Origin of the sequence: uncultured Mucilaginibacter sp., from assembly GCF_937859865.1 — a bacterium.
Taxonomy (GTDB): domain Bacteria; phylum Bacteroidota; class Bacteroidia; order Sphingobacteriales; family Sphingobacteriaceae; genus Mucilaginibacter_A.
In genome coordinates this window covers 15,075-31,667 of sequence record NZ_CALMAT010000018.1, presented here as the reverse complement: position 1 = coordinate 31,667, position 16,593 = coordinate 15,075, and the positions used below count along the sequence as shown (strand labels likewise).

The following is a 16,593-nucleotide window of genomic DNA, read 5'->3' as shown; positions in this document are numbered from 1 at the left end:
AGGCAAAAATGTCCCTTCAGTGCGCGTATAAGTTCCGCTTATGTTTTTTACGCTGGTTAAAATTTGTAAAAATAAATTGCCTAAACCACCCTTGCCTGCTTCGTTGGCACTGCGCAAAACCCCGAATTTATTATACAAACCAACAAAATTTAAAACCGGGTTCAGTTGTATGGTACGGGAGTTTTGGATGGTATTGCCCACATTAAAAGCAGGGTTGCTTAAAGAAAACTGCGCCTGCGAATTCCAGTTAAACTGCGTGCTGTAACGCACCGTCATGTTCGTCCAGTCAAAACCCGGAATTTTATTGATTGGCGTAGTATAGTTAAAGTTGATGGTGTGCGTGTAATTAACAGTTCGGCCCAACTTTTTCAGGTTGTTCCACAAAGTATCCTGCTTCAGACCATTGATCCGCCCGGCAGGTTCATCTATCACGCCCAGATTGGTTGCATCAAAATCCATTTGCAAAGATTTCGTCAAAGTCCAGCCAATGCCATAAACCCGGTTGATCAGGAAATTTTTATTGTAAGTGGTTGGGATGGCAATATAATTTTCCGGGTCATTATTGCGCAACGTATTTTCAGAATAAAAACGGTTTATGCCGATACTAAAGTTTAACCGGGAAGGTAAAATGCTAAAGTTGATGTCTTTGAATAATTTAAGCCAATTGCTTTTAACCAATTTTTGAAAAGGGCTGTAAAACTTGGGCTGGTTGTTGTAAACGTAGTTTAAGTTGGCTACATAAGTTTTTTGAAAAGCATTTTCTGTAATAAAATCATGGTGCTCGTATTGCGTGTAGATAAAAGTAGCGCTCAGGTTCTCCACATCCCAAAGATGGCTTTTGGCGTTTGGTACTGTTTTTACCTTACGAATATTGGTGAGGTTGATGCTTTTTCTAACGGTATAATCTTCGGCTTCGTTTAGGATAGAATCCCTTTTAATTTTTGCTACCTGTTGCAGTTCTGTTTTTAATTCGATGTCAGGAGATTTCGGATCGTATTGCGGTGTAATAATTTGGTTGGAATAATTGACATAAACAGGCAGTTTAATACCGGAAGCTGTTGGGAAAAACTTGCCCAGTTCTACATTGGCCGAAACATCAACCGATTGGTTATCGCTTCGGCTGCGGTCATTGATCCTGGAATCCAGCGTACCAAAACCAATGGTGCTTTTACTACCCGAAACGCTGATGTCGGCCAGATCGGCCAGTTTTGCATTAAACCTTCCGGTTGCCGCAATGCCGCCTTGCTCTTTAAAGCCAGTCAAACGCAATTCGTTAAACCAAACAATAGCTGATTTATCCAAGCCGTCATCCTTTCCCGGAGGGGAATTGCCTTTGTACGGGTTGCGAACGCCAAGCATGATCGTGCGGAGCCGACTCAAATCCGGCTGCCCTTTAATGGTTACCCTGTTGGCGCCGTCCCTAAAAGTGTAAGGCAGGTTCAATGGCCACGATACACCGTTTAGCAGCGCATTGTTACGCGCTATTTTTGCCCGGGTAAGTAAATCAAGCTGTAATGCCATCCGATTGGAAACAGGCCAAATGGCATCCGGGTCTCGGGTGCCGGGCTGTGTTATCTGCAACGGGATTTCGTATTCGTAATAATTATCTACATAGTCTGCACCCAAACGGATAAAAGCATTTACATCGCCATTGATCAATTGTGGCCCTTCTGCATGAATAAACATTTCCAACTGTTTGTACTGGCGCAAGTCATTGCCAAAGGTTTTAAAAGTAGCTTTGGAGTAACCGTCGCGCAGATTTTTGACCGTAACCTGCAATGCCTGCTCGTTCAGTTGCGTGTTAGTGGTGTAGTTGTTGTAATCGCGCTGGCGGGTAATGCCCGGTGGAACCACATAAGGAATAGGCGTGCGGTTTCCGTTTTCCTCAATATTTACGGTAGATACATCAATGGTCGAATTATCCAGCGTGGGGTTAACGATGGCCGGATCAGCAATAATATTGGCAGTACTGTTTTCGGTGTTAAAAGCGCGCCATTCACCACGGATCAGTTGCAGCCTTGCAAAACGCAGAATGGAGGTATCGGCAAAATTGGTCATGAACATCCGGATGAAACGGATGGCTTTAAAATCCTGGATGTTGCCAACTTTAGACTGATAACTTTTTATCGGCACCCGAAACTGGTACCAGTTAACCGCTTGCGTAGTACCGTTGGCCAATTTAACCTGGGAAGTTACTTTATCGGCAATAAAATTTTGGCCAACCACCATGTCGCGCGGTCGAATAGAAACTTTATACTGAAAGTACTCATCGGCCTGGCTCATGTTGTTGTCGCGGTTTACGTCTTCGCCATCGGGCAAAGACGTAGAAGCCGAATTGTCCAAACCCAACTCCGCTTTAGATTGTTCGGTTGTTTTAGAGTTGCCTTCTGTCCCGTTGTACTGGCTGTAACGGCGCAAAATACCGGAGTTTCCTTCATCGTATTGTGGCCCGCGGAAATATAGATAATCATCTGAAGAAGGGTCGCTGATAACTTGCGAAGCGGCAGAAGCATTTAAAACGCCACGGATTTGTTGGATAAAAGGTGCATATTTCTGGCGTTCGTCGGCATCGCCCAAACCATCCAAACCAACATCCTGCAAAGTGCGGGCCGAAGCATTATTATCAAAAGATTGTACCACGGGCTGCAGTTTAGGCACGCGGCCCCAAACAGTTTGGTTCACTTTGGAAGTATCGCCATCTGCCGGCAAACCGTTTTCCAGACTTTTGCGTCCGTCTTTTAATATATCTTCAGAGATACTGCCGAGGTTGAAATAAAGGTCGCCGCCGGGAGAGGCCGGTTTATAAATAAACGGATCTAAAACCCAAAACTCGATGTACTGCACATTCAGCGATTCAAAATCATTGCTGTCCATCCTGCGGAAGATACCACCCCAGCGGCTTTGTGGATTTTGCAAAGTACCATCTGCATTGATGCCGCTGGTAGTAAAGTTATATGGGCCGCGCACTTTTGGATAAAAAGCCAAATCCAACGTAGGCAAACTTAAAGGCTGGCCGGTCGTGCTTTGTTTATAGGGGAAAACTTCTTGTTCTAAAACTTCGCGCACGTAATGGTTGGAAAGCTCGTTCCGCGAATCTGGCAAAGCCGGGGCCTGGGAATTGCTGCGGTTATAAAAGATCGGGTCTATGTTGTAAAAAGCCAAACGGGCGCGGTTGTATCCGTAAGAAAGGTCGTTGTCCAACTGCGATTCCGGAAACAATTGCGGCGTACCCGAAAGCTGCCAGTTGATCGCACTTTTTATATCAATCAACGAACTGCTGTTTTCAAAATCGTCCAGATACGCGGTTCCGTTTGAGCCGGCAAAGTTTAAAGCAGCCGGATGGCCGGGCAGCAGTTGAGCAAATTCTCCGCTAAAATTTACGGTTGAAGGTGCTTTGGTAGAGATAAAAGGCAGCTTGTCTACCAAACGCGTCAATAACCTGGAAGAGGAACTGTACGTTCCGTCGAAACCGTAAATGGTATTCGAAATGGATTCATCACCGATACTTACTTTTTGTGTAATGGGCTGCTCGGTTAAGTGCATGACGGTGGCGCCCAAATTCAATTTGTTGTTCAGCTTATAATCAAACCTGGAACCGTACAGTGATTTTTGCTGAATGCCGTACAGTTCATTGCTTTCCAACTTGATATTAATCGGTTGGCCGGAAGTAAGCAAAGCCTGGTTGATGATCCTGATCCGGCCAATGTTATAATCAACCGTGTAATCTGAACCTTCGGTCAAACGCAAAGTACCGGCCGTAACCACCACAGAACCTTGCGGAATATTGATCGCATTTAACTGAAACTCGGAACCGGACTGGGAAGAATACGTTCCGCGGATAACATAACGGTTTAGCTGCGGAAAAAACTGCTGGGCAATGGTTTTGGTAGAATCATAAAGCGGTTGGTAAACGTAGCGGTTGATCAAATCCTGCTCTGTTGCCGGGTTAAACTGTTTAGCCAAATCAGAACCGAAAGGCTCAACCACCGGAAACGTAACGCGGCCGTTTTGCGAATCTATCGTAATCCCTTCCAAAAAATCGAAATATCCATCCGGCTGTTTGGCACTTTGCTGGTTTAAATTGTCCAGGCCAGTTAATTGCAGCCAAAGTTTACCGGCTGTTCGCTGTCCTTCGCCCATAATGGGTTTTTCAATGTTCGATTTATCGTCTAAACGCGCAATCGTCAACTTAAAATCATTCGGACTGATTTGGTAAGCGCCCAACGTATAGATGTTTTTCATCATCAAATTCCAAGTTGGCAATGCTGTTTTTAGCAGCTCATTTTTAAGCAACTTGGTGTACAATACTTTTGGTGTATTTGGATCAACCGGGATATCGGTCGAGAACTCTCCCACCTGATATTCAGTTCCGTTGTAAGTATAACGGTAAGCAACGGCCAGCACTTCATCGTTGTTTAGAGGATAATTTAAGGAGATGTAACCCAACTGCGGATGCAGCACAAACTCTTTATCAGATAGTTTTCGAGCATAAGTAAGCTTGCCGTAATTATCATTTCTGCCGGTTGACTGAAAGTAATTGGCCACATCGTTGGAGTTGGTCAAGCGGGCATTGGCAGGCAGGTTTTGCAATAAGTTGTTGGATTGCTGCGTAAAACCCGGGCCTTGAAAACCGGCCGGCAAAGCAGAAAAACCAGGGCCGCCTCGAACCAAAGAAGTATTGTAAGGATTGTACTCGCCCAAATCCAGAAAACCTAAAATATCCCTCGAATCTTTGGTGTTGTTGCTCCGGTTGGTTACCCAAACCTCAATTTTGGTGATATTAACGTTTGAACTGATGATCGGGATATTGGCCAGCGCACGGTTGTAGTTGTTGCGAAAGTATTGCGACAAAAAATAATGCCGGTTGGCTTCATAATCAGCAGGCGAAAGGTTAAAAGCGCCTTGCTGCGAACCATTTGAAATGGTGATTTGCCTGCTTTGCGATTGCTGCTGCGAAAAAATACTGGTTACATTCAGCTTGCCAAATTGCAGTTTTGTTTTTACGCCGAACAATGCTTGGCTGCCGTTAATCAGCGAAGTTGGCAAAGGCATGCTCACCGTTCCGGCTTCTATTTTTTGGATAATTTCGTCCGGTTTACCGGTATAGTCCAGCTTGATCTGGTTTTCAAACTGAAACTGCGCTTCGGTATTGTAATTGGTCGAGATCTTTAATTTATCGCCAATTGTACCGGTAACGTTCATTTGGATACGCTGATCAAAATTAAAACTTCCCTGGTTACGCTGCCTTGTGTTGAAAAGCGGATTTTCGTTTTTGTTCAATTGCCCCGCAAAAATCACTTCTGCCGAACCTTGCGGACGGATATCAATATTCGGGCTGCCAAAAATCTGTTCAAAAGTTTTACTCCTGATCTTGATTTGCGGGATAAAACCGGGCTGCTGCGAATCTTTAGCGTACTGATCAGACAAATGCTTCCAGTTTTCCTTGATTTCGCCGCTTTGTTTTAAACGAAGGTATTCTGAATAAGTGAGGTAACGCGGCGGCCGGTAATTGTAATTGCCCACGCGTTCTGTTAAAATGTAGCGGTTTGTTGCCGGATCGTATTCTACCGATTTAATTAAGTTTGGCGGATCGGGAAGCAAATAACCTTGCCGCAACTGATTGTTCCTGGATTGCTTATCCACAACCGGCGATTTAACTTTGACCGTATCGTTTTTACCCGAACCCACCTGGGCCTGTTGCCCATAAACTTTTATGTTACAACCAAAGGCTATAACATAACACACTCCGCACAACATCGTTCTGGTAAATATTTTCACCCTTTAAGCAAAAAAGTAGTAATTATAAGTTTTTCAAAGCAAATTTTATCAATTTTTCTACTGTTAAATTTTCTTCTTCTTTTTTAACAACCTGGTCGATCACTTTTTCGGCTGCATTTTTTGCGAAACCCAGCATCACCAACGCAGACAAAGCTTCCTCTTTAACAGTATGGCTTACCGGAACGGTTATCAAAGAATCTGGCCCTTCTTTTCGTAACTTGTCCTGCAACTCCAAAATTATCCTTTGTGCAGATTTCGGCCCTATTCCCTTAATCCGCTGTATCAAAGGCACATCGCCCTTTATAATGGCTTGCTGTATTTCTGCAGGTGTAATCGAAGAAAGCATCATGCGGCCAGTGCCGGCACCAATCCCTGATACAGATATCAGGTGTAAAAACAGCCTTCTTTCGCCTTCATCTGCAAAACCGTACAGCGTATGTGCGTCTTCTTTTACGTGAAGCCAGATAAAGAGTTTACAGTTATTTTCGTTTACCGAAAGTGCAGCATAAGTATGAAGGGAAATATTGATATGATAGCCCACGCCGCAGGCATCAATCACCACGTAGGCCGGGCATTTAAACGCCAGTTTTCCCTGGATATAATCGTACATCTGTTAGTCGCTTTTTAAATTTTGCTGATAATATTTCTATGCTTCTTTTATCGCCTAAAAATCATTGTGTTTATGTTTTTGTCATGCCGAACTTGTTTCGGCATCCCACAATATTGGCTTGTTGTTTTGTATTGAGGAACTCTGAAAAAAAACTCGGAATGACAGCCCATGCTTCTTTTATCAACTAAAAATCAGTAAGTGGTTAAGTTGATCTAACCACCAATTTTTATGGGCTAAAAGAAGCATTGGTTTTTTTATTGTGTTGATTTTTAAACAAGCGCTAACTATTTTTTAGGAAGCAGAAAAGCTGATACTGTTTTTACCGGTAAAAAATCAGTGTTGCGCGGCTTTGGTTTGTGCGTCCACCACGGCAATGGTAACCACGTTTACAATTTCGCGTACCGAACTGCCCAATTGCAACACATGCACCGGTTTGTTCATGCCCAGCAAAATTGGGCCAACCGCTTCGGCACCGCCAATTTCCTGCAACAACTTGTAAGCAATGTTGCCCGATTCGAGGTTTGGAAAGATCAGCGTATTTGCCGGCGCACCATTTAAACTCGAAAAACCATAGTTGTCTTTCAGCAAAGTTGGGTTCATGGCAAAGTTGGCCTGCATTTCGCCGTCAACCACCATTTCCGGATACTGCTCGTGTAATAGACGCACTGCTTCCCTTGTTTTTTCGGGAACAATGCCTTCATTTGAACCAAAGTTGGAGTAAGAAAGCATAGCAACACGCGGTTTGACAAATTGACGGACAGACCGCTCGATCAACACCGTAATATCCACCAATTGCTGTGCATCCGGATTGACATTTACCGTAGTATCGCCAAAAAACACAGGGCCACGTTTGGTAATCATCATGTACATTCCAGCTACGATTTTAACGCCGGGTTCTGTGCCGATCACTTGCAAAGCTGGTTTTACCGTTGCCGCATAATTACGGGTCAGGCCGGAAATCAACACATCGGCATCGCCAAACTGAACCATGGAAGCACCATAATAATTTCGGTTGAGCATCATTTTTCGGGCATCAAACAAAGTAATGCCGCGGCGTTGGCGTTTCTTGAACAGAAAGTTGGCGTACTTTTCGGATTTTTCTGAAGTCAATTGCGGGTTGATGATTTCCACGCCTTCCAAATCCAAGTCATTGGCCAGCATAATTTCCCTGATCTTTTCTTTATTGCCCAGCAAAATCGGCGTGGCAATACCTTCGTCGCGGACTATTTGTGCCGATTTTAAAATTTTGTAATTGTCTGCTTCGGCAAAAACCACGCGCTTCGGTTCCAACTTGGCTTTGCCGGAAATACTGCGCATAATCTTGTCTTCTTTACCCAAACGGCTGATGAGTTCTTCGTGGTAAGCATCCCAATCCAAAATATGTTTGCCGGCAATGCCCGAATCCATTGCCGCTTTGGCCACGGCTGTAGAAACGGTGGTGATGAGCCTGGAATCAACCGGTTTTGGAATGATGTAATCCTTGCCAAACTTAAAATTACGGGCGTTGTAAGCTAAATTCACTTCTTCGGGAACCGGCATTTTGGCCAGTTCGGCAATCGCTTTTACGGCTGCCAGTTTCATTTCTTCGTTAATGCCGGTTGCCCGGACATCCAACGCACCTCTAAAAATATAAGGAAAACCCAACACGTTGTTTACTTGGTTTGGATAATCAGAACGGCCGGTAGCCATAATCAAATCTTTGCGGGTTTCGGTAGCCAATTCATAAGAAATTTCAGGAACCGGATTGGCCATCGCAAAAACAATCGGGTTTTCGGCCATTGTCAGCAGCATTTCCGGCGTAACTACGTTTCCTGCAGATAATCCGATAAACACATCGGCACCTTTCATGGCATCGGCCAACGTATTTACGTCAGTGCGGTCGGTGAAAAACTGTTTGCGGATGTCGTCTAAATCGGTGCGGCCATGGTGCAGCAAACCGTCTTTATCAAACATCACCAGGTTTTCTTTTTTTACACCGATGGCGAGATACAATTTTGAACAGGAAATAGCTGCCGCACCAGCACCGTTAATCACCATTTTTATTTCATCCAGTTTTTTATGCTGAATCTCAACCGCATTCATCAAAGCCGCCCCCGAAATGATGGCCGTTCCGTGCTGGTCGTCGTGCATCACCGGGATTTTCATTTCCTCTTTCAGCCTCCGCTCAATTTCAAAACACAGCGGTGCCGCAATATCTTCGAGGTTTACGCCGCCAAAAGTTGGTTCGAGCGCTTTTACAATTTGTACAAATTCATCAACATTCTTCGTATTTAGTTCCAGGTCGAACACATCAATATCCGCAAAAATTTTAAACAGCAAGCCTTTGCCTTCCATCACCGGTTTGCTGGCCGCCGGGCCAATATCGCCCAAACCCAACACTGCCGTACCGTTGCTGATGACGGCCACTAAATTGCCTTTGGCCGTGTATTTATAAGCATCTTCCTGGTTTTCGGCAATGCGCAAACAAGGTTCGGCCACGCCGGGCGAATAAGCCAGAGAAAGGTCGCGCTGGGATTGCGTAGGTTTGGTTGGAATCACCTGAATTTTTCCCGGCCTGCCCGAAGAATGGTAATCCAGCGCATCCTGTTTACGGTTATCTACCTTGCTTCTTTTACTCATCGTTTTTTAGGTTTATGAATTTTTACAGGTAAAAAAAGTCCCGGTAAAAGAAGTACCGGGACTTTTTGACAGGTTTTGGTTTTGAAAATTAACTGCGGTTAATCCGAAGCGTCATGCCGGTATGCAGGTGGTTGCTCCTTAGCGTGTTTAATGATTTAATGCTTTCAACCGAAGCATCGTATTTATCAGCAATCACATTTAAAGTATCGCCCCTTCTAACCTTGTAAGTATAGTAACTTTTTATTGATTTTTTTTCGGGAGAAGCAACTTCATTACCCGATGCTTCTTTTACCAGCAATTTTTGGCCGGGCACAATTCCGCGGCGGTGCAAATGGTTCCAAACTTTTAAATCCTGCACTTCCACACCGTAATGGTTGGCAATGGATGATAACGTTTCGCCCCGTCTAATCCGGTGGTATTTTATGCTGACGGCATCTGTTGCGTCCTCCGGATTGGAAGCAAAAGTTGGTTTTACATCATCGTCTAAATCATTCAGCGCAGCGTAAACATTACCGAAATCAGAAGTTGAAGTTTTTGGGATAATTAAACGTTTTGGCTTAGCGGCTGTGCCGTTTACAATACGTTTTTTGTAAGATGGGTTGAGGATGGCCATTTCCGAAAGCTCGATGTTTAAGGCTTTGGATAGATTGCCCAGCGAAACAAACTTGTTAACCAGCACCGAATCTGTTTTAATCGAAAAATTACATTCTTCGGGAATGATTTGGTGCTTGCCGTAAAAATTCATCACATAAGCGATGGCAATAAAAGCCGGAACATAACCGCGGGTTTCGGCCGGCAAATAATTCCGGATAGACCAAAAATCATTTCCGCCCGAGCGTTGCATGGCACGCACCACATTTCCTTTTCCGCAATTGTAGGAAGCAATCGCCAGTAGCCAGTCGCCAAAATCATTGTAGGCATCCCGCAAATATTTGGCGGTTGCATAACTGGCCTGGATCGGGTCTTTGCGTTCATCCACGTAATTATCCATTTTCAAACCGTACAATCTTGCTGTTGCAAACATAAATTGCCATGGCCCGGTTGCGCCAACCCGAGAAACGGCGTTGGGGTTCAAAGCGGATTCTACCACCGACAAAAATTTAAGTTCTTCGGGCATGTTCGCATCACGGAAAGCCTTTTCATAAATCGGGAAGTAGTATTTGGCCAGGCCGATAATTTTAGACATGGAAGCTTTTCGCCGCTGCGCCGTGTAAATGTCAATGTAGCTTTGAACGTACTCATTATAGTCCAGCGGAATCTTTTTTTGTATAGAATCCAGACGGTGTTTGTACACCATGTTTTGGTAAGACGTCATCAATAGTTCATCAACAACCGGAACAGGCACCAAAGTATCGCTGCGCAAAATAGTTGGAATAGTTTTTGTAGCCCGGGTAACAGAAGTCAGGTTGACTACCTGTTTAACTTTTAAATTTATAGTTGTATCTCGTTGCGGTAAATTGATTTGCTGTGATGCAAATTTTTTGCGTTGTGCCTGGCTAAAACCAGCGATCAATACACAACACGTAAACACTATAAATTTCTTCATCCAAAAAAAGTTAGGTTGCGAAGGCTTTTATGCCGATGCAAGTTTTAAAAAATATTCCGAAAATTCCAACAACTTGTCTTCAGCAAAAGCCGGGGCAAGTAATTGCAAACCTAACGACAAATTTTGGGCATTGTTGCCTACGGGCAAAGAAATTGCGGGAATTCCGGCTAAAGATGCCTGAACGGTAAAAATATCTTCTAAGTACATTACGATGGGATCTTTTACAATTTCGCCGATTTTGAAAGCAGCCGTTGGCGTTGTTGGTGTGAGGATAAAGTTGTATTTGCTTAAAATTTCTTCAGTTTTTTCTTTGATTAAACGCCTCACTTTCTGCGCTTTGGCGTAATAAGCATCATAATAGCCCGAACTTAACACAAACGTGCCAAGCATGATGCGGCGTTTCACTTCTTCGCCAAAACCTTCTGTGCGTGTTTTGATGTAAGTTGTTTCCGTATCCGTTGCATTAGGGCTGCGGTAACCAAAATGCACACCATCATAACGGGAAAGGTTGGAAGACGCTTCAGCCGTAGTTAACACATAATAAGTTGGGACTACGTAACCCAGATAAGCAAAAGAAACAGGCTCAACCGTGTGGCCATCGGCTTTTAACTGTTTAATTTTCTGGCGCATCAGGTCTTTGATTTCCTGCTCCACACCTTCGCTATCCAAAATTTCCTTAATATAAGCAATGCTTCTTTTACCGGTACTTTTTAAGTGTTGGGTATATTTTGGGACGGGATTTAAAGCAGCCGTACTGTCATAATCATCGTTTCCAGCCATAATTTCCATTAGCAAAGCAGCGTCAGAAACGGAACGTGTAATCGGCCCCACCTGGTCAAAAGAGGAAGCGTAGGCAATAATGCCGTGCCGCGAAACACGGCCGTAAGTTGGTTTTAAACCGATAACGCCGCAAAAAGAAGCCGGCTGCCGAACGGAACCGCCGGTATCTGTACCCAAAGCGGCCAAACACAAATCAGCCTGAACAGCCACGGCCGCGCCGCCCGATGAGCCGCCGGATACTCTTTTTACATCCCTAAAATTTTTGACTGGCCCGTAGTAGGAAGTTTCGTTTGAGCCGCCCATCGCAAACTCATCGCAGTTACATCGGCCAATAATGATTGCATCTTCGGCCAATAACCTTTTTAAAACAGTTGCCGAAAAAACGGATGTAAATCCTTCTAAAATTCGCGAAGAAGCGGTAACCTGATGGCCTTTGTAGCAAATATTATCTTTGATGCAAATTACCATTCCGGCCAGGCGGCCAGCGGTTTTGTTCGCTAATTTTTGGTCGGTAAAAGAAGCATTGCGCAAAGCTTCTTCAGCAAAAACTTCGTTAAAGGCGTTTAAATCCTGATGCTGGTTTATTCTGTCCAGATAGTATTGGACCAAAGCAACAACCGAAGTTTGGCCGCTGCTTAAATCCTCCTGAACTTCTTTTAGGGAAGAATAAAATTTCATAAGGTGCCAATATAAAAAAACTTACTGTAAATAAACCGAAGTTGATTTACAGTAAGTTAATACACAGCTTGCGCTTATGCTAAAATTATAATGCTTGGTAACGAAAAAATTAACTACAATGTAGTTTTTTCGTCCCTGCGTTCTGCAGTCGTTGTTGCAGAAGGGTTAGTGGTAGTTGTGGTGGATGTTGGTTCGTTGGAAGCGTCTTTAAACTCTTTTACGCCTTTGCCCAAGCCTTTCATCAGTTCAGGGATTTTCTTTCCGCCGAACAACAATAAAACTACTGCTAATATTAAAATGATTTCTGGTGCACCTAATCCACCCATGATATTTATGATTTAATGGTTAAAAACTTAATTATTTAATTTCGGTAGAAGTTGAATGCGGATGGTTTTCGGAAGGATAGGTTTGATGCGGCGTAATTTCAGGCTGGTCAAGCGGGGCAACATCAGTAACAGAAGTTGAAGTTGTGTTGGCAACCGGTGTATCGTGGTTGATCTTTACCTCATCAAAACTGTTGATCTGGTTATGGATTTCCCTTTTTACCCCATCTGAAGCTTCTTTAAACTCACGGATTCCTTTTCCGAGACCGCGCGCCAGTTCCGGCAATTTATTACCACCAAAAAGAAGCAAGGCAACACCCAGGATCAGGATCAATTCTGGCGTACCGATATTCAAAAACAAATACATTGAACTTAACATAACCGTTATTTTTTAATGAACAAATATAAACAATAATTAATATAACAACACTGTGTTAATTATCTGCAATCCAGCTTTGCGGGTTTTGCGGCGTAAAGCCTTTCCACAATTCAAAATGCACTTGCGTGTCCCCGCTTTCTGGGTCAACACCTGCCGCGCCGATATTTTGTTTCAAACTTACTTTCTGCCCTTTTGAAACACTGGCCGACCTTAAATTCATATAAGCCGTAAAGTACTCGCCGTGCCTGATTACCACTAAATACGAACCATCAACATTTTCCACCTTGCTCACTTCTCCCGAAAAAACCGACCTGACTGAGGCTCCCGGATTTGTTTTAATATCAACGCCAGTATTGTCGGTTTTGATACCTTGTATAAAAGTTATTCCAAAACGTGCAACAATCGCACCATTGGAAACCGGCCAAGGCAAACGTCCGCGGTTTCCCAGGAAATCGTTTGACATTTTTGCCGCTTCCGGTGTTGCCGACAACACATCTGTTCCTTTTAAAACCGGTTTTGCTACCGCATTTGGTTTGTTTTCAACCCTGGCTTTTGCCGCTGCAATCCGTGCTTCTTCAGCTGCTTTTCGTTTTTCTTCTTCAATTTCCCTGCGGATAGCTGCACCAATAGACCTTTTAATCTGGCTCAACAGTTTGTTTTGCTGCGCCATTTCCTTCTTCGTCCGCTTTTCCTGCTGGCTCAAAGTATTTACCACCTGCGCCTCGTTATCTTTTTGTTTGCCTAATTTTTCTTTTTCTTTTTCCTGATCGAGTAAAATGTTGTGCTTTTCCTTCTTGTCGTGGTCCAACTCCACTATTTTTACATGCAGTTCTTTTTGCGTCCCCTGGATATAATTAGCCTGTCGCTGCCGGTAATCACCAAATTGCTGCATATATTTTAACCTTTTGTAAGCCTGGTTAAAATCGTTTGCCGCAAAAATGAACATCAACTTGTTATAAGAACTTTGGTTTCGAAAAGCAAACAAAACCATCGCGGCATACTCCTTTTTTAACTGGTCTAACTGCGATTGCAAACTACGTACGTTATTACTGTTGTCAGAGATTTGGTGGTCAAGCAATCTTATTTCAGAATTGGCCGTTTTAATTTTTTCTTCCCGCAAATCAATCTGTGCTTTCAACAAACTCAATTGCTTTAACGAAGTTCTTTTATCGCGCGAAATCCTGTCGTACTCATCGTTCAGCTTGTCCAGTTCGGCGGTAATTTTATCCCTCCGGCGTTTCAATTCGGAACTGCTTTGTGCAAAACCCTGTATGGTAAATACCACAAAAAACAAAAGCAGTACAATTTTTTTAAACGGCATAAATGCTTTGAGGCTGTTGTTTTAATTGATCAAAGTATAATTTTTTGGTTCTTTAAACGGCGCATCAATCGCTTGATCAAAATCTGTTTTGATATAATGCAGATCAGCCTTAAAACTGTTTTGGCCAGCCGCAGAACTGATTGCAATAACCGAAGGCAAAATACGGTTATCAGCCTGAATAAAACTACTGTTGTTTACATCCAGTTTTTGCGAAGACTTTTGGTTGCTCAACCCTAAACTGGCAACTTTTAAATCGGCACCAAAAGTAGTTTGATAAGCTAAATCGTTTAAAATCCCGGAAATGATCGTGTTGTTTCCATTAGCAGAAATTTGCGCATCAGCATTCATAAACTCCGGAACTGCATTGCCAACCACAATCGCTTCTACCGTTCCGTAATTAATTTGTCGGCCCGTATATTGATAAACGTAACTGAAAGGTTTTTTCAGATAAACGCTTTGCAATTTGTTGATGATCTTGATACTGTCAGGCGTAATTAAAGCGCGTGCAACTTCAATGCCGGCAATGGCACTGATGGAAACCCAAATCTGTTTGTTTTTTTGGATGCGGATATTTAATGTAACGTCATAACCTTTTCCGTCAATTTCTAAACGTGTACGTGCTTTTCCCGAAAAGGTATTAAAATTAATTTGCCTGCTTTGTATAGCCGCTAACTTTTCACTTTTACTATTATCTGTTTTAACAGTCGGCACAGCAGCAGAATCTGTAACCGCAGGCTGGCTTACAATTGCCTGTACCAATTGCTTTTTTGCTTTACAGCCAAACACTAAAAACATAATTGCTGCCGCTAATATTTTATTCAGAATACTTCTTTTCATTAATTTTTCTTTCTAAAGCAACCGAATTGCCCCCAAGCTGTTTCGCTGTTTTCCAATATTTAACTGCCAATGCTGTATCATTTAAAAAATACAAAATATCGCCGTAATGTTCGGCCAAGCCCGCGCTGTTTTTATTATGGCCGATGGCTTTTTCAATCCAGGTTTTTGCTTCGGCATACTTCTTTTGCCTGAACAAAACCCAGGCGTACGTATCTTCAAAAGAAGCCGTGTTGGGTTGCAGCTCGTTGCTATGGCGAGACATTTCGGCTGCGCGATCCAACTTTTCTCCTCTTAACGATAAATAGTACGCATAATTATTTAAGGTGTAGGCGTTATCCGGATTATTGCTGATGGATTGCTCGTAGGCCGCATCTGATTGCTTGTCGTCTTTTAACTGATGGTAACTATCGCCAATGCCCGAATACGCCTGGCTCAACAAATCTTTATTGGTATTACCGAGGGAAATTGCGTTTTTAAAATAACTCAATGCTTCTTTTACCCTACTTTTTTGGGCGTAGGCAACGCCGACCAAATAATTGGCAACGGCTTGGTTTGGAAAAAGTGAAAGCACTTCTTCGCCGTCTTTGATGACCTGGTCGAACTGGTTTTCGCCTAATTCCAACCGCATCACCTGCTCCCAAACGGCATAAGTTTGGTCATTCAAAGCCAGCGATTTTTTATAAACCGGAATAGCCTGGACATAGGAAGCATTTTGCACCAGCATATCACCATAAACCGTAAAAGCGCGGGCATCTTCCGGGTGTGCAACCGAAACGATGCGGCTCAGTTCCAACGCGCCTGATTTTGCTTCAGGGTCCGGGAATTTGGGGAAGTAACCGGAAATAATCCGCAACTCTTCTTCTATTTTAAGCGAAGGAAAAGCAAATGCTGTTTTTAGCTGGTTAAAACAAGCGGCGTAATCTTTTTTATCGCGGTAAACATCGGCCAAAGCCAAATGGATTAAAGCGTCATCAGGATTGTTTTTGCCCGCGCTTTCCAAAACTTTTAAAGCTTTATCATTTTGGTTGTTCGAGTTGTACAGTTCGGCCAGTTGCAGGTACGGACGCGTTTCCATAGGGTTTTCGCGGATCATTTGCTCCAAATCTTTCGTTGCCAGGTCGAGTTTGCCTTGTTTCAGATAAATTTTTTGTTTGCCCGAAATGCTTTCCTCGTTTTTTCCAAAACGCGTTTCTAATTGGTTATAGGCAGACAAAGCCTCGTCATACTTTTTTTCCATCACCAAAGCACGCGCCTGGTTGCTGTAATATTCCGGCTTTTCCGGGTTAATCCGGATCAGTTCCTTAAATACATTTTCCAGCTTCGGAATGTCGTTTATCTTTTCATAATTTCCGGCCAGCGCCAGCCAATACCATTCGTTTTCCGGGCTAACGGTTACTGCTTTTTCCAACAGTTGGCGTGCTTCTTCGTCTTTATTTTCGCTGTTGCGGATACGTGCCAGTTCGTACATTCCGGCAGCATTGGCGGGGTCAATTTCTAAAACCTGGGAAAAAAGCGTGGCGGCATTTTTCCCATTCTCCATGGTTTTTTCGCGCAAAGCCTGGTAAAAAAGTTCATCTACAATCACACTGTCGCGCCGGGTCAAAGGTTTGCCCACCACCATCACGATACTGTTTTTATCGGTGTTTTTTTGGTGCTGCGCGAAAACAGTTGCCGGAAACAGCATCCCCATCAAAACAAAAAACAGATAACAATTTTTCATGA

10 protein-coding genes are annotated in these 16,593 nt (G+C 43.4%); all 10 read right to left on the bottom strand.

Annotated elements, in window-relative coordinates:
• On the bottom strand, nt 1-5,688 hold a 5,688-nt coding region (gene sprA, locus Q0192_RS02155), incomplete at its 3' end, for a cell surface protein SprA (protein ID WP_366518130.1).
• 112 nt (nt 5,689-5,800) lie between these two features.
• Nucleotides 5,801-6,388 carry a Holliday junction branch migration protein RuvA gene (gene ruvA, locus Q0192_RS02150; RefSeq protein WP_299285383.1) on the bottom strand — a complete coding sequence of 196 codons (588 nt, stop codon included), beginning with the start codon at nt 6,386-6,388 and terminating at the stop codon, nt 5,801-5,803.
• Nucleotides 6,389-6,721: 333 nt separating this feature from the next.
• Complete coding sequence (locus tag Q0192_RS02145; protein WP_299285381.1) at nt 6,722-9,007, bottom strand: NADP-dependent malic enzyme; 2,286 nt, start codon at nt 9,005-9,007, stop codon at nt 6,722-6,724.
• Nucleotides 9,008-9,095: 88 nt separating this feature from the next.
• The gene (locus tag Q0192_RS02140; protein WP_299285379.1) at nt 9,096-10,553 is read right to left on the bottom strand and encodes a lytic transglycosylase domain-containing protein; all 1,458 of its coding nucleotides are present in this window, start codon (nt 10,551-10,553) and stop codon (nt 9,096-9,098) included.
• Nucleotides 10,554-10,580: 27 nt separating this feature from the next.
• Complete coding sequence (gatA, locus tag Q0192_RS02135) at nt 10,581-12,011, bottom strand: Asp-tRNA(Asn)/Glu-tRNA(Gln) amidotransferase subunit GatA (protein ID WP_299285376.1); 1,431 nt, start codon at nt 12,009-12,011, stop codon at nt 10,581-10,583.
• 113 nt (nt 12,012-12,124) lie between these two features.
• On the bottom strand, nt 12,125-12,337 hold the full coding sequence (gene tatA, locus Q0192_RS02130) for a twin-arginine translocase TatA/TatE family subunit (RefSeq protein ID WP_299285373.1): 213 nt from the start codon (nt 12,335-12,337) through the stop codon (nt 12,125-12,127).
• A gap of 31 nt (nt 12,338-12,368) precedes the next feature.
• The gene (locus Q0192_RS02125; protein WP_299285370.1) at nt 12,369-12,713 is read right to left on the bottom strand and encodes a twin-arginine translocase TatA/TatE family subunit; all 345 of its coding nucleotides are present in this window, start codon (nt 12,711-12,713) and stop codon (nt 12,369-12,371) included.
• Nucleotides 12,714-12,768: 55 nt separating this feature from the next.
• Nucleotides 12,769-14,034, bottom strand: coding sequence for a peptidoglycan DD-metalloendopeptidase family protein (locus Q0192_RS02120; RefSeq protein ID WP_299285367.1), 1,266 nt, complete (start codon nt 14,032-14,034; stop codon nt 12,769-12,771).
• Nucleotides 14,035-14,055: 21 nt separating this feature from the next.
• A complete protein-coding gene (locus tag Q0192_RS02115) occupies nt 14,056-14,871 on the bottom strand; it encodes a DUF4292 domain-containing protein (protein ID WP_299285364.1) in 816 nt (271 codons plus the stop codon).
• Nucleotides 14,849-16,591, bottom strand: coding sequence for a tetratricopeptide repeat protein (locus Q0192_RS02110; protein ID WP_299285361.1), 1,743 nt, complete (start codon nt 16,589-16,591; stop codon nt 14,849-14,851). The genes Q0192_RS02115 and Q0192_RS02110 overlap by 23 nt, the downstream gene beginning before the upstream one ends.
• Nucleotides 16,592-16,593 lie beyond the last annotated feature (2 nt).